The following is a 14822-nucleotide window of genomic DNA, read 5'->3' as shown; positions in this document are numbered from 1 at the left end:
CCTTAGAAGTCTCCTTAAGGAGCAGAAAGGTAGAACAAAATGAGAAAAGCTTATATTATTGCTGCTAAACGTAGCGCTATTGGAACATTCATGGGTTCCCTAACCGATGTCGAAGTAGCCGATTTTGGTGCCCAGGTGTTAAAAGAAACCATCAAGGAAGCCAATATCGATCCTAAAAATCTGGATGAAGTTTTAATTGGAAATGTCATTGCGGCCGGGTTAGGACAAAACATTGCCCGTCATGTTGCCTTCAACGCCGGTATTCCTGTAGAAGTTTGTGCACAGTCCATCAACATGCTGTGCGGTTCAGGACTTAAAGCGGTTATGGAAGCGTGCCTTCGTATTCAAGCAAATTTCGGAGACTTGTACGTTGCCGGAGGTGTTGAATCCATGACCCGTGCTCCATTCCTGACTCCGTACACAGTACGTAAAGGAATGAAAAGCGGTAATATGACAATGGTTGATTCCATGCTGTATGATGGATTGACCGATGCCATGTATGGAATCCATATGGGTGTCACTGCCGATAACATTGCGAAAAAATATAATATTTCCCGTGAAGCACAAGATGAATTCGCATTTGCTTCTCAGGAAAAAGCCCTGGCAGCCATTCAGTCTGGACGTTTCAAAGATGAAATCGTACCAATCGTTCATCAAACTCGAAAAGGTGAAGTTGTCTTTGATACCGACGAACATCCACGTCAGACAAGTTTGGAAAAATTGGCAAAATTACGCCCTGCTTTTTCCAAGGATGGTACAGTTACAGCCGGAAACGCTTCTGGAATCAATGACGGTGCCAGCTTTACGATCGTTGCCAGTGAAGATGCCGTTAAAAAATATAATTTAAAACCAATCGCCGAAGTCATCGGATTTGGACAAGGCGGTGTCGATCCTCGCGTTATGGGATTAGGTCCAACGCCAGCCATCCTGAATGCTTTAAAATATGCAGACTTAAAGATAGAAAATATGGAACTGGTCGAACTGAATGAAGCCTTCGCCGCTCAATCTTTAGGTGTGATACATGAACTGGAAGAAGCAACCGGTATGGATCGCGAAGAATTCCTGAAAAAGACCAATGTCAATGGTGGAGCCATTGCCCTGGGACATCCAGTAGGAGCCAGCGGAAACCGAATCCTGGTTACTTTATTGTATGAAATGAAGAAACGAGGTTTAAAAACAGGATTGGCTTCCCTGTGTATCGGTGGAGGTCAAGGCGCCGCAGTCATCGTAAAAATGTGTGACTAATTAAATGAAAAACTCTGGTCATGACGCCAGAGTTTTTTTTATGAAAACATTTGAGCCAGCCGGTTAAAATACGGACCGGAGTATTCTAAAAATTTTTTATAACCGCAAAATGTATCATTTCGATAACAAACACTCATTCTTTTACAATTCCCTTTACAAATCGAATAAAATGGACAACGTATACAAAGGTCCGATTTATTCTTTGACGTATTGATAAATTGATTGGCCTTTGAACAGGTCTGGATTTCATTGATATTTGTCTCGTTGATATTTCCACAAACATAATCGTCTACGGCATAGAAATCACAAGGATATACGTTTCCGTTAGATTCAATGATGTTTTGGAAAGAGCAGTATCCTCTCATGCCGCATTGTTGCGTCGTTTTGTTCTGAAATAAAAGAATCAGGTTATCGAACAATCCGACACTTATATAATTGCCTTTCAAAACTTCTTTGTACCAAAGATCAAAGAAAATCTTATAAAAGGAGTAGAACAATTCAGGTGTCAATGAATACATATCCTTGTTTACCCCAATTTCAGGCAAACACGGAATAAGCTGTACGTATTGAATCCTATTTCGAATTAAAAATTGAAACAGCTTCTGCGGATGTTTGGCCAAACTGGAAGTCAGAACCATAAGAATATTAAAGGAAACATTATGATTACGTAATTTTGTTAGCGCCTGAAACACTGTATGAAAGGTGTTTTTGCCTTCATTTGTTTTCCTGAAATAATCATGATTGTCTTTATAACCGTCCAGGGATATTCCGATCAAAAAGTCCTTTTCTTTAAAAAAAGCACACCATGCCTCATCGATCAAAATCCCATTGGTTTGAAGAACATAATGAATATTTTGTTTTGTTAAGACAAGTTCAGCTTCCCGGACAAATCGCTTGTAAAAATCAAGGCCGGCCAGCATCGGTTCTCCTCCCTGAAACGCAAAAGTGACATCATCATAATTTTTGCTTTGTTCAAGGATATGACGAACGGTTCCCTCATTCATAACTTCAAAACAAGCAGTCTGTCTATGAGAACTTACATCTTTATAAAAACAGTAACGGCATTGCATATTGCAGGCAGACGAAACAGGTTTTATCAAATAGGATATCGATTTCATAAAAATAGTATACAAAAAATAAAGATAGATTGCACGATAACTCCAAATGAAAAAAGGAGAGAATTCTCTCTCCTAATCCATATCAAACCATTGAATTCCGCAAGCTGGAAGTTCTACTTCAAAAGAAGATCCATCGCCTTTATAGATCACTGATTTTTGTGGTTCGTATGTATTGTTGACAGCACAGAAACTGTTTGTGGATGGATAAACGTTGACATCCACATTGTAGTTATCACTGTACCATTTTTTCATATCGTTCTCTTTATGAGCTGCATAGAAGATGGCGCGATATAATAAACGGGCATTTTCAAAACTGAATGGTAAACCGTTGATGTAAACAGAACGTCCTTGTCCGTATTCATTGACCGCGAGGTTTACATGAAGATCTTTTTCTTTGATAACGGTCGTACCTGGCAAGGCATAAACATTGTTGACACATTCACCCCAGTCTTCATGAGTAAGCTGTTCCGTGATGAAGTGATCATAAGTATCCCAATTGTACTTATCCGTATGCATGGTGAAACCTAATTCTTTATCAACACCCAATACATCATACAATGTAAAGAATTTACCGTTTTTTGCACAAGCTGTAGGCTCACCGACACCGATAAATCCGCCTCCCTGATCAACATATTTTCTCAATGAGGCAATGATTTTCTCGTCAAATTCTTCCCCGCCGCTGAAGCTTGTATAAGCCGAGCCAACATTCAAAAGAACATCGATATCTTTTAAGACATCCGGATCGTTACGAACTTCATCAAAACTGATGAAATGTACATCAAACGGATATCCGCTTAAAGCTTCCATGACACCGGTATAAGAATAGATTTGTTTGTACCAGATGGCATGATGAACCAGGTGTGTACCCCAGCGACGAATCTCACCCCAGCTGTTCAGAACACCAACTTTTAATAAAGTATATGGTTCCTGCTGATTGACATGAGAATACAATTCTCTGAATTCATTGCAGACTTGTTCGATATAATCGATAAATTCTGGGAATTTCAAAGCAAGTTTCAAATATCCGCCATATCCAATTCGATCGACCGGACTTCTTAAAATTGCACGTCTTGCGGTTACCCAGTTAACTTTCGCCTCTTTTAGTGGATCCCCATTTTCATGGAATACATCTGGGAAGAAATAAGGCAGGAATCTTCCTTCGGTATATTTGACTCCTTTGATATCGGAAATCAAACGAAGAGTAGTTCCCGAACCAACAGAACCAACTACGGCATCCAATCCAATGGATTCAAAATACTTTCCATAAGGTTCTGTACCGATCCAATGATCTCCAAGGAACATCATGGCTTCTTTTCCATACTCGTGACAGATATCGACAAACTTTTTCGCAAGCTTGCATACTTCACGCTGCTGGAAATCCATAAAATCTCTAAATTCCTTGGAAGGAACACAGAATGTTGAGTTATTGAATCCTTTATTGATGATGTATTCCGGACGGAAACGATAGCCAACTTCCGATTCAAACTGTTTTAAAATGTAAGGTGAAACCGAAGCGCTGTATCCAAACCAGTCAACATATTTTTCACGTGCATATTCATCAAACTGTAAAGTGAACTGATGGAAGAACGTAGTAAAACGTACAACATTCACATCGTCTCTTTCTTCACAGAAGCGTCTGAATTTTTCTAAAACATGTTTCTGTGTTTTTGGCTGACGCACATCAAATGTCATCTGATGTTCTTCATCTTTCCAGTCATTAGTCAGGGAATTGTACATGTGAACAGGATCCCAGATCACGAAAGCCAGGAAACTTACCGTATAAGCATGGTAAGGAATCGCATCATAGATGATCACTTCCAGATTTTCTTCATCGTATTCCCAACTGTTGATCACCGTGTCAGTCGTACGATCGATCACTTCCCACCAGCGATGAATATCATCAATCGTATTCGGCTTTAACTGGTCTTTATAAAAATGCTTCATGATAGGAATACGTAATTCCTTATCCTTAGCCGTAACAAAATGCGACATCAGGTACATTTGCTGAATCTCTTCCGGATTCGCCTTTGCCCACTCATTATCTTTTCTTGTCGTGTAATATGTAGCGTATTGTTTGATATCCATCGAACGAAGTTCTTCAGGCATATCTGTTCCATCACAGTCACGGATCGCATCCGCTTTCCAGCGATTGATAATATTGATGGTATCATCGATTACATCTACATCTGTAGGTACTGTTACTCTTCCTTTGTTTATCATTTTATCGTCCCCTCTATTGTGTTAATTAAATTTTTAAACGCAATATCCCCTGCCGAATCAAATGTATAAATACCACAGTGCTCAAGGCCTTGGACAAATACATCTGCAATTTCTTTTTTGAGGATATCATCGACGTTCTCATTTGTCCAATCGTATTTATCCTTTAATTCATTCAGCCAGACTTTGTGGCTTTCGATACTTTGATCACAGGAACCATTCAACAAATAATCTTTCATGCCGTTCATTTCATCCTTTAAACGAGCCGGCAGTACCGCAAGTCCCATAACTTCGATCAAACCAATATTCTCTTTTTTGATATGATGCACTTCCTGATGAGGATGAAAGATTCCCATAGGATGTTCATCCGAAGTTCGATTGTTTCTAAATACGAGATCCAGTTCATACTCGTTGTTTCGCATACGCGCAATGCTTGTGATCGTATTGTGCATAGTTTCACCCGTATGCGCATACAAATCAACACTTTCATCAGAATAATTGCGCCATACATCTAAAATATGTCCCGCACATTCAACCAGCGAACTGCGATCTTTACCCTTCAAACGCAAAACACTTAAAGGCCAGTATAGACGCTGAGCTTTGATACCGTTTAGGTCAAATTCTGAATAAACCTCGGCATTGGCCATGGCAAAATCGTAATTTCCTCCCTGAAAATGATCGTGGGATAAAATCGAGCCGCCAACAATGGGCAGGTCCGCATTCGATCCCAGAAAATAATGAGGAAATAAAGAAACAAATTCGGTTAAACGAGCAAAGGTCTCTTTTGAAGTTTTCATCGGAACATGATCGTTTCGAAGTACGATACAATGTTCGTTATAGTAGACATACGGAGAATATTGAAAGAACCATTTTTCGCCATTCAATGATAATGGAAGGACACGATGATTGCTCCTTCCATCACATTTTGAATTTCCATGGTAACCTTCACACTCTTTACATAGAACACAAGATGGATAACTAGTCGAAACAGATTGTCCTGCTTTCGCGATATCTCTTGGGTCCTTTTCTGGTTTTGAAAGATTGATGGTGATTTCCATCATTCCATATTTAGTATTGGCTTTATAGCTAACATTTTTATCAATTCGATCCTTTCGGATGTAATTGCTGGATACACTCAAATGATAGAAAAAATCCGTGGATGCCTTAGGATCCTGATTTCGAAGCAGCTCAAACTTAGAAATCAAATCGGAAGGCCGCTGAATAAAACAATTCATGATTTCACTATCAAAGGCATCGCGATTTCTTAAGGTGTCTTCAATGATTCCTTTTTGCACCGCCATATCACAGAGCGGTGCAAGTAAATCATTGACGTATTTATAAGAAACACGTTCGTTTGTCATTTCATAATTCTCTTCTTTTAATAAAGAAAGAATACGATTGCGACAATAGATTCGATCAGAATCTTCTATTAGATTCTGTTGAGATGCATAATCCAGCAGTGTTTCAATTACCTCATTCATGAAACTATCCTTAGATGATACGGTTTTCTGTATCCGGATCAAAGAAGTGGATCTTACTTAGATCCATAGTCAGTTCAATATCTTCATGTCCTTTTACTTCTGTACGCGAAGCAATCTTAGCATTTAATGGATCTCCATTATATGTTCCGTGAAGAATATATTCATGACCTAATAATTCCGCAACATCGATATGGTATGTAAAACGCCCGGATGGATATGTTTCCGCCACGATACCTTCCGAATGCATATCTTCAGGACGAATACCCATCACAACTTTCTTTCCATTGTAAGCTTCCATTTTTTCATGGAACATCTTAGGTACATCGATTACATGTTCACCCGAAGTGAATTTATGATCCTGGTATACACCATGGATAAAGTTCGTCGCAGGAGCTCCCAAGAATCCGGCAACAAACATATTTGCAGGATTGTTATAGATTTCCTTTGGCGTTCCAATCTGCTGAATGTATCCTGCTTTCATGACAACGATTCGGTCCGCCATCGTCATGGCTTCGGTCTGGTCATGGGTTACATAAATGGAAGTGGCTCCAATTCTTTCGTGCAGTTTGATGATCTCACTACGCATCTGAACACGAAGCTTAGCATCCAGGTTTGACAATGGTTCATCCATCAGGAATACCTTAGCATTACGAACAATGGCACGGCCTAAGGCAACACGCTGACGCTGACCCCCAGATAACGCTTTTGGTTTACGATCCAGATAAGGTTCGATTTCCAAAATACGAGCGGCTTCTTTTACACGTTTGTCGATTTCATCTTTCGGTGTTTTACGAAGCTGAAGACCAAATGCCATATTGTCATATACACTCATATGAGGATATAGCGCATATGATTGGAAAACCATCGCAATATCACGATCTTTTGGTTCAATATCATTCATTAATTTTCCATCGATATAAAACTCACCTGCCGTGATATCTTCCAAACCGGCAATCATACGAAGGGTCGTAGATTTACCGCATCCAGAAGGTCCAACAAATACAATAAATTCTTTATCTTTGATTTCCAAATTGAAATCAAAAACAGCCTGAACATTATTGTCATAAACTTTATCAATATGTCTCAAAGACAATTCTGCCATATTCTGTTCCTCCTATTTATACTTTCTATTGTACAGATAGATCAGAATCATGATTCCAATAACACCAACAATTTGGATCATCAAGTAAGGAATTCCTACTGTTTTCTGACCATAGATGACTAAGCCGACACAGATAAAAAACGCAACAAATTTTAAGATTGTCTTAAAAATATTACTTTCATACATAACTGTTTCCTCCTTAGTCTTTCAAACCACCAAGGCTCATACCTTGTGTCAGTTTCTTCTGAACAATGATATACAGAATCAAGGTTGGAACCATGGCAATAACCAGCCCGGCATACATCGTACCATAATCCGCCGCCGAACGTTGTGCCTGCATCAGGTTGCGAAGACCAACAGAAAGCGTTGCATGATCTGTCTCTAACAAAGTAAATGCTACCATGTATTCATTCCAATACGCTAAGAACTGGAACAAAATAACGGTAATGATACTAGGACGAGCCATAGGAATCATGATCTTGGTCATGGTCTTAAAGAATCCGCAACCATCGATCAAAGCGGCTTCTTCATAGGCTTTTGGCAAAGATTGGAAATAACCGGATAACAGATATACAGTAAACGGTAAACTGGTCGAAGCATAAACGATTGCCAGAATCAATTTATTATCGACAAGGAAATTGGTCATCCCTAACATATTATCGATATTAAAGAGATTCATATAAATCGGTAATACGATATAGTTCATATTGATGAACAAACCAGCCATGAATAACAAATTCATGAATTTCTTTCCTTTGAATTTGAATCGAGCCAGAACATAAGAACATGGTAAGGCAACAACTAGTAAGATAACCAGAGCCATGGCAACAACGATTACCGTGTTGATCAGATAATCACCCATTCTTGCCTTCTCAAAAGCTTTTACGTAGTTGCCCCATTGCAGCACTTCAGGCCATGCCCAAGGATTGGCGGCATTTAATTCCAACTGTGTCTTTAAACTTGCCAGGAATACCCAGGCAATTGGTACCACAATTGTAATTGCGAAAACGATCATTACAAAATATATAAAGATCTTATACCAGGAATGAGGTGATAAACTTTTCATTTTTTTCATAAATACACCTCCTAGAACTGCAATGGATCACGTTTCGTTACTCTATTTAAAGCACCGGCCATAGAGAATGCCAAAATAAACGTGATTACACCGATTGCCATACCATAACCAAGGTTTCCAGAGAATGCCTTAGAATACATGTAGTTCAACATTACCTGTGTACCAAACTGACCGTTTGTGTTGACCTGTACAAACAGGAAACTCAAATTGATCGTGGAAATTACGAAGAATGTTAAAGTTTGACGAATATTATCCCAAATACAAGGCAGTGTGATCATAAAGAACTGTTTAAATTTACCGGCACCTTCCAAAGAAGCTGCTTCGTACAAGTTTTCTGGAATAGAAGTCATACTGGCCATATACATTACCATATAATAACCAATTGCCTGCCATACCAGTGCCCCAATGATCGAGAAGATAATGATTTCTGGATCTCCCATCCATTGACGAGTCAAGCTATCCAATCCGATAGAAGATAATAAAGTATTCAACAGACCATTACTTGGTGCATAGATTGCAGAGAAGATACCTGCAATAATAACGATATTCAAAATGTTTGGAATATAGAAAATAACACGGAATAAGTTTTTTCCCTTGAATTCTTCTCTTGTCAACAAAGTTGCGAAGAAGATAGCCAATACGATGGTGAACATTGTAATAACAACAATGATCAAAATCTGGTTTTGGATCGATTCAAGGAAGATGGAATCATTGAACAAAGTCTGAAAGTTCTTAAATCCAATGAAAGTCTCATCACCTACAAAGCTTGATTTTTGATACAGAGAATATCGGAATACCTGAACGGTAGGAATAACGATAAACAAAGTAACCAGAATCAAGGCAGGCGCCAGACATGCAGCAACAAAGCGCGCTTGTGCTTTCTTTTTTGTCATTTTGTCCTCCTTATCTCTCTAGTGCAAATAAAGCGGTGAAGAATCACCGCTTTATAAAATTCATATCACTGTTTTCTTATTCTGCAGAAAGAGGATTTTCACGTAATGTTGTCCAAAGTTCTGTCAGTGATTCTTGCCAAGTTTCAACAGTAACGCCTTCTTTACCACTTGCGATTTCTTCGATTGGACCATAGATAGTTCCCTTGAAGTCAACATCAGGAACAGCTGTTGCATCGTAAGCAGCGTATGTACCGGATACAGCTTTTACACCATCCATGTTGTAAACGTCAAACAGACCTTTTAACTGTTCGTCAGCTAACAGATCAGCTGAACCAGTTCTTGGAGATACAATGTTGTGAGAAGCGAAAATTTCAGCTGCTTCTTCAGAATACAAGAATTTGATGAATTCTTTTGCATCGTCTGCGTTAGCAGCTTCTGCAGGGATCCATACTGTTTCGGTCATTGTAGTAACAACTCGTTCTCCACCTTCTTCGAATGCTGGTAAAGGCATTACACCCCAAGAGAATCCTTCAGGAGTTGTTTCAGCCATTTCACCAACGATCCAAGAACCATTTGGCATAAATAAAGCTTTTCCATCGATCATTGACTGCTGGTTAACAGTAAATCCACCATCAACGTTTGCATTGGCTACTGTATCTTTTTCAAGGTATTCAGGACCAACTAATTTAGCGATTGTTTCAAGAATCAGTTTTCCTTCATCAGAATCCCAAGTTCCTTCACCGTATTTCAAAGCGTTCTGGAAATATTCTTCTCCACCAGCCTGATACAGCATACCTAAGACAGTGTTATCGAAGTAACCACGGATTGGATAAGTGAACAAGTATTTGTTTGCATCTTCAGAATGAACTTTATCACCTAAAGCAAACATTTCATCCCAAGTTGTAGGAAGTTCTTCTTCACTTAATTCTGCTTTGTTGTAGTATAAACCAGCTGGTGTATACATGATTGGAGCCAGGTAGCTCTTTCCATCGCCGAAATATTCAGCAGTTGGCTGAGTGATTGAAGTATCGATTTCATCAGCAACTTCGTCCATTACATCACTGATATCCATAACTTTTCCACTGTTCAGCATAGATTCAGTGTAGTTTGAAGCCTGACCTAAGTTATAGTAAACCAAGTCAGCATACTTACCAGAAGCGTTGTCTTTCTGCATTTCCTGATCGATATCTTTGCTCCAGCGAATCTGAACGTCTACATCTTCGTTAGCTTCTTCAAATTTTGCTGCAGCTTCTTCCAGGAACTCTTCTCCGTTTCCACCTACGAATGCGTCGAATGCTAAGATTCTCTGTCCATCTTCGTTAGTAGGAACTTCGCTTTCAGCAGTGTCCCCGCTTCCACCAGAACTACATCCTGTTACGAATGTAGCCATTGCCAGAGCAACAGCTCCAGCTCTCATTAGTTTCTTCATATAATCCTCCTTTGAAACATAGATTATTTCTGTTTCCATTATACAAGAATATGTAAGCGTTTTCCTATCTTTTTGTTGCTTTTGCTTTTAGAAATATTGCTTTTTCTCTCTTTACCACCAAAATAAGTGAATAAACAATATAAATATGGTATACTTTAACAAATTTTATAAAGGAGATATGGTATGTCAAAACCTAATATTCTATTGTTGATGTGCGATCAGTTTCGCGGTGACTGCCTTTCTATCATGGGACACCCTGATGTACAGACCCCTTATTTGGATTCCATTGGATCCCAAGGCGTTGTATTTGAAAATGCATACAGCGCTACCCCCAGCTGCATCCCCGCAAGAGCGGCACTTTTAACAGGACGCTCTCAAACAGGGCACGGTCGAGTTGGCTATGAAGATAACATCGATTGGGATTATCAACATTATATGGCAGAAGAATTTTCCAATGCCAATTACCAGACCCAGTGCATCGGTAAAATGCATGTGCATCCCCCACGTCTGACCTGCGGTTTTCAAGGATTGAAATTACACGATGGATATTTGGGATGCTACCGCAGACAAGATATTCCGCATTGGATGCATCAGGAAGTTCACGATGATTATCTATTGGATCTGAAAAACAAGGTTGGTCAATTTGGCGATGTGACTTCTTCAGGACCAGAATGTAATTCGTTTGTCGTACATCCATGGATCTACGACGAAGACCTTCATCCTACCAACTGGGTTGCTGATCAAAGTATACGCTACCTGCAGACAAGGGACAGAACACGACCATTTTTCCTGATGTCTTCCTTTGTCCGGCCGCATATGCCTTTGGATCCTCCAAAATCCTACTTAGATATATATAAGGGTAAGGATTTAAGACCTCCTGTAACAGGTGAATGGGACAACATAGAAAAAACGATTGAAAATCAATTTAATTACGATTCCATCTACGGAACGGATATTGAATCGCTCAAAAAGGATTGTCTGGCAGGCTATTATGCTTCCATCACCCATGTCGATCATCAGATTGGCCGTATCCTGTTGGCCCTACAGGAACAAGGTGTTTTGGAAGATACCATTATTCTTTTCGTCAGCGATCATGGTGAAATGCTGTTTGACCATCATTTATGGAGAAAAGTATTCCCTTATCAGGGCAGCGTACACATTCCTTTTTTGATGCGGGTAGGAAAAAACATTTTAAAAACCACCTCAAAACGAATTACAGAAGTGGTGGAACTAAGAGACATCATGCCGACTCTTCTTGATCTGTGCGGCATAGACATCCCCGAAACCGTGGACGGACTATCTTTAAAGGAAACTCTGACAGATACAAGCGCCCACATCCGAGATTACCTTCACGGTGAACACAGTTTCCACGATGGCTTATCCAACCACTATATCGTTACTCAAAATGCAAAATATATATGGTATAGCGAAACCGGAAACGAACAGTTCTTTGATTTGATCAAAGATCCAAACGAAATCCATAATGCCATCAATGATTTGGAATATCTGGACAAGATCAATGAATTGAGAAACTGTCTCATCAAAGAATTAACCGGTCGTCCAGAAAACTATACAGATGGCAAACATCTGATTCCCGGACAAAAAGCCGTGAATATGATCAAACATCCTCAATGAAGCGGATTCTCATAAATCCGCTTTTTTATTTGTTAGAAAACTAAAAATAATCACTTGTGAAAAAATTAATTTGTTCATTGATTTTAGCTGGAAGCTATGATAAAGTTTGTTTTGGATAGATATACTGTTATCTGAAAATGGAGGAAAAACAAAATGACAAAGAAAGTAGTATTAGCCGGTGCCTGCCGTACAGCCATCGGTAAAATGGGAGGCGCTTTAAGCAATACTCCTGCTGCTGATTTGGGTGCTATCGTAATCAAAGAAGCATTGAACCGTGCTGGTGTTAAACCAGAACAGGTTGATGAAGTTTTGATGGGATGTGTAATCCAGGCTGCTCAGGGACAAAACGTTGCTCGTCAGGCGTCTATCAAAGCCGGACTTCCTATTGAAGTTCCTGCCGTAACATTGAACGTTGTCTGCGGTTCTGGTTTGAATTGTGTAAACCAGGCGGCCGCTATGATCAAAGCCGGTCAAGCGGATATCGTTGTTGCCGGTGGTATGGAAAACATGTCAATGGCACCATTTGCATTGAACAAAGCTCGTTTTGGTTATCGCATGAACAATGGTGTTTTGGTGGATACCATGATCAACGATGCCTTGACCGATGCATTCAATCATTACCATATGATGATCACAGCGGAAAACATTTGTGATCAGTGGGGTCTGACTCGTGAAGAGCTGGATGCCTTCTCTGCTAACTCTCAGCAAAAATGTGAAAAAGCACAGGCTGAAGGAAAATTCGATGATGAAATCGTTCCGGTTCCTGTAAAAGTTAAAAAAGAAATCGTTGAATTCAAGAAAGATGAAGGACCTCGTGCTGGAACGACTGCAGAAACTCTGGCAAAATTACGTTGCTGTTCTGGAAAAGAAGGTGGATTGGTTACTGCCGGGAATGCTTCAGGAATCAACGATGGTGCCGCAGCTATCGTTGTTATGAGCGAAGAAAAAGCAAAAGAATTAGGTGTAACACCAATGGCTACATGGGTTGAAGGCGCTTTAGCCGGTGTGGATCCAAAAATCATGGGTATCGGACCTGTTGCCGCTACGAAAAAAGTTATGGCACGTGCCGGACTGACCGTTGATGATATGGATCTGATCGAAGCCAATGAAGCCTTCGCTGCTCAATCCGTTGCGGTTGCTAAAGATCTGCACTTTGACATGGACAAAGTCAATGTAAATGGTGGAGCCATCGCATTGGGTCACCCTGTTGGAGCCAGTGGATGCCGTATCTTAGTAACCTTGTTGCATGAAATGCAGAAACGCGATGCGAAAAAAGGTCTTGCCACATTGTGTATCGGTGGCGGTATGGGCTGCGCTACGATCGTAGAACGCGACTAATTCCATCCAAACATTTAACAGCTGCTTGTAAAAACAGGCAGCTTTTTTTTACAAAAAAAACGGAAGTCCCCAAGATAGAGGAACTTCCGTTTTTATACAGTTACAAAAATTAGATGGAAAGATAGTGGATCACGTTATAGACATTGATTACTAAGATCAAGATCATCAAACCAATAAAGAGTTTGTCGACCATTTTTTCATCAATCTTTTTATTGATCTTTCGACCAAAGACACCTCCCATGATTCCGCAGAAGATCATCCCTGCCAAAAGCAGAAGATCGACATCATGAACATTTCCGCTCAAAAGCGAACTGATCAGGCTGGCCCCCTGTGAAAACAAGATGATATAGAGGGAATTCTGAGCCGCTTCCTTGGTTTTCATGGTAAAGAAGTAATAAAGAACCACTAAGTTGATCGGTCCCCCGCCAATACCAAGGAATGAAGAAAAACATCCTAAAATCAAACCGATCAGAACACAAATCAAAATACTTGTGACTTTCAAGGTTTGTATTTGATCTTTGCGAATCGTATAGATCAAGGTTCCTAATGTAATAATGAACAATACCGCTGCCTGAACAGCCCCGGCTGTGTTTGGCGTTGCAAACAATGAAGCAACATAACTGAACAGTTCTTTACCAATCAGGCCGCCAATCGCTGCTCCAATAGCCAAAGGAGTTCCCAGTTTCATATTGACGGTAGAATCTTTGGCAATGAAACTTTTACATACAGAATAGGTCGTCATGGATAAAACCGTACACCCCGATAATAGATTGATTACTGATACGTCCAGAACTCCAAAGGCATCCATTACCGGTTTAATGATAATTCCCCCGCCGATGCCGCAGATGGCACCGATGATCGAGGCAAGAAAACTAATCAAGAAAAAAAGTATATACATTGAAAACCTCCTGAAATCACAATTGTTTACTAACATTATAAACCAAGAAAATAGGACTAACTAAAAATATCTTGTTTAATTCTTTAGAGGAATTGTCATTTCATAAATACAAACAAACTTTCTTTGTACCCATAAAAATAAAAATCGACTATAATAAAAGTAATAATAGAAAGGTGTAGTACAATATGAAAACATTTATTGCGGTCGATTTAGGAGGAACCAATATCCGTGCTGCATTGGTACAGGAAGATGGTAAGATCCTGGAAGTAAAAAAAGACCGGACAGAAGCCAATTTAGGGAAAGAACACGTTATGGAAAAGATGGAAAATCTAATTTCATCCCTAAAAGATTATGAAAACGCAGAAGGAATCGGATTGGGTATCCCCGGACC

General features: G+C 39.7%; 13 protein-coding genes. 4 read left to right on the top strand and 9 right to left on the bottom strand.

Annotated elements, in window-relative coordinates; all coding sequences use genetic code 11:
- Window positions 1–39 precede the first annotated feature (39 nt).
- Window positions 40–1245, top strand: coding sequence for an acetyl-CoA C-acetyltransferase (locus tag Q0K03_RS00520; protein WP_297236610.1), 1206 nt, complete (start codon window positions 40–42; stop codon window positions 1243–1245).
- A gap of 38 nt (window positions 1246–1283) precedes the next feature.
- Here Q0K03_RS00520 and Q0K03_RS00515 read toward each other — a convergent pair whose 3' ends face one another.
- The 8 genes from Q0K03_RS00515 to Q0K03_RS00480 all read right to left on the bottom strand — a co-directional run bounded on the left by Q0K03_RS00515 (window position 1284) and on the right by Q0K03_RS00480 (window position 10560).
- Window positions 1284–2363, bottom strand: coding sequence for a radical SAM protein (locus tag Q0K03_RS00515; protein ID WP_297236608.1), 1080 nt, complete (start codon window positions 2361–2363; stop codon window positions 1284–1286).
- A 72-nt stretch (window positions 2364–2435) separates the two neighbouring features.
- On the bottom strand, window positions 2436–4583 hold the full coding sequence (gene gnpA, locus Q0K03_RS00510; protein ID WP_297236606.1) for a 1,3-beta-galactosyl-N-acetylhexosamine phosphorylase: 2148 nt from the start codon (window positions 4581–4583) through the stop codon (window positions 2436–2438).
- The gene (locus Q0K03_RS00505; RefSeq protein ID WP_297236604.1) at window positions 4580–6061 is read right to left on the bottom strand and encodes a UDP-glucose--hexose-1-phosphate uridylyltransferase; all 1482 of its coding nucleotides are present in this window, start codon (window positions 6059–6061) and stop codon (window positions 4580–4582) included. Before Q0K03_RS00505 ends, gnpA begins: the two co-directional genes overlap by 4 nt.
- A gap of 10 nt (window positions 6062–6071) precedes the next feature.
- Window positions 6072–7163: a sn-glycerol-3-phosphate ABC transporter ATP-binding protein UgpC gene (gene ugpC / locus Q0K03_RS00500; RefSeq protein WP_297236602.1), complete on the bottom strand. Its 1092-nt coding sequence runs from the start codon at window positions 7161–7163 to the stop codon at window positions 6072–6074.
- 12 nt (window positions 7164–7175) lie between these two features.
- Window positions 7176–7349, bottom strand: a complete 174-nt coding sequence (locus tag Q0K03_RS00495; RefSeq protein WP_297236600.1) for a hypothetical protein — start codon at window positions 7347–7349, stop codon at window positions 7176–7178.
- Between the two features lie 13 nt (window positions 7350–7362).
- Window positions 7363–8238: a carbohydrate ABC transporter permease gene (locus Q0K03_RS00490; RefSeq protein ID WP_297236598.1), complete on the bottom strand. Its 876-nt coding sequence runs from the start codon at window positions 8236–8238 to the stop codon at window positions 7363–7365.
- A gap of 11 nt (window positions 8239–8249) precedes the next feature.
- Window positions 8250–9131: a sugar ABC transporter permease gene (locus Q0K03_RS00485; RefSeq protein ID WP_297236595.1), complete on the bottom strand. Its 882-nt coding sequence runs from the start codon at window positions 9129–9131 to the stop codon at window positions 8250–8252.
- Between the two features lie 76 nt (window positions 9132–9207).
- Complete coding sequence (locus Q0K03_RS00480) at window positions 9208–10560, bottom strand: carbohydrate ABC transporter substrate-binding protein (RefSeq protein WP_297236593.1); 1353 nt, start codon at window positions 10558–10560, stop codon at window positions 9208–9210.
- Between the two features lie 183 nt (window positions 10561–10743).
- Here Q0K03_RS00480 and Q0K03_RS00475 point away from each other — a divergent pair, with 183 nt between their 5' ends.
- Window positions 10744–12195 carry an arylsulfatase gene (locus Q0K03_RS00475; RefSeq protein ID WP_297236591.1) on the top strand — a complete coding sequence of 484 codons (1452 nt, stop codon included), beginning with the start codon at window positions 10744–10746 and terminating at the stop codon, window positions 12193–12195.
- Window positions 12196–12348: 153 nt separating this feature from the next.
- A complete protein-coding gene (locus Q0K03_RS00470; protein WP_297236589.1) occupies window positions 12349–13533 on the top strand; it encodes an acetyl-CoA C-acetyltransferase in 1185 nt (394 codons plus the stop codon).
- A 109-nt stretch (window positions 13534–13642) separates the two neighbouring features.
- Here Q0K03_RS00470 and Q0K03_RS00465 read toward each other — a convergent pair whose 3' ends face one another.
- Window positions 13643–14431, bottom strand: coding sequence for a sulfite exporter TauE/SafE family protein (locus tag Q0K03_RS00465; RefSeq protein WP_297236587.1), 789 nt, complete (start codon window positions 14429–14431; stop codon window positions 13643–13645).
- A 185-nt stretch (window positions 14432–14616) separates the two neighbouring features.
- Between Q0K03_RS00465 and Q0K03_RS00460 the strand changes: the two genes are divergently transcribed.
- Window positions 14617–14822: ROK family protein (locus tag Q0K03_RS00460; protein ID WP_297236585.1), on the top strand; the 206-nt coding region annotated here is incomplete at its 3' end.

Source organism: uncultured Faecalicoccus sp. (assembly GCF_944327125.1).
Lineage (GTDB): Bacteria > Bacillota_I > Bacilli_A > Erysipelotrichales > Erysipelotrichaceae > Faecalicoccus.
The sequence above is the reverse complement of the archived record's forward strand: the minus strand, read 5'-3'. Positions and strand labels throughout refer to the sequence as shown.

Coding starts and splice junctions, on each gene's coding strand:
- Q0K03_RS00485 (WP_297236595.1), bottom strand. CDS start 9,131: ATGACAAAAAAGAAAGCACAAGCGCGCTTTGTTGCTGCATGTCTGGCG.
- gnpA (WP_297236606.1), bottom strand. CDS start 4,583: ATGATAAACAAAGGAAGAGTAACAGTACCTACAGATGTAGATGTAATC.
- Q0K03_RS00515 (WP_297236608.1), bottom strand. CDS start 2,363: ATGAAATCGATATCCTATTTGATAAAACCTGTTTCGTCTGCCTGCAAT.
- Q0K03_RS00470 (WP_297236589.1), top strand. CDS start 12,349: ATGACAAAGAAAGTAGTATTAGCCGGTGCCTGCCGTACAGCCATCGGT.
- Q0K03_RS00465 (WP_297236587.1), bottom strand. CDS start 14,431: ATGTATATACTTTTTTTCTTGATTAGTTTTCTTGCCTCGATCATCGGT.
- Q0K03_RS00520 (WP_297236610.1), top strand. CDS start 40: ATGAGAAAAGCTTATATTATTGCTGCTAAACGTAGCGCTATTGGAACA.
- Q0K03_RS00495 (WP_297236600.1), bottom strand. CDS start 7,349: ATGTATGAAAGTAATATTTTTAAGACAATCTTAAAATTTGTTGCGTTT.
- Q0K03_RS00490 (WP_297236598.1), bottom strand. CDS start 8,238: ATGAAAAAAATGAAAAGTTTATCACCTCATTCCTGGTATAAGATCTTT.
- Q0K03_RS00480 (WP_297236593.1), bottom strand. CDS start 10,560: ATGAAGAAACTAATGAGAGCTGGAGCTGTTGCTCTGGCAATGGCTACA.
- Q0K03_RS00475 (WP_297236591.1), top strand. CDS start 10,744: ATGTCAAAACCTAATATTCTATTGTTGATGTGCGATCAGTTTCGCGGT.
- Q0K03_RS00505 (WP_297236604.1), bottom strand. CDS start 6,061: ATGAATGAGGTAATTGAAACACTGCTGGATTATGCATCTCAACAGAAT.
- ugpC (WP_297236602.1), bottom strand. CDS start 7,163: ATGGCAGAATTGTCTTTGAGACATATTGATAAAGTTTATGACAATAAT.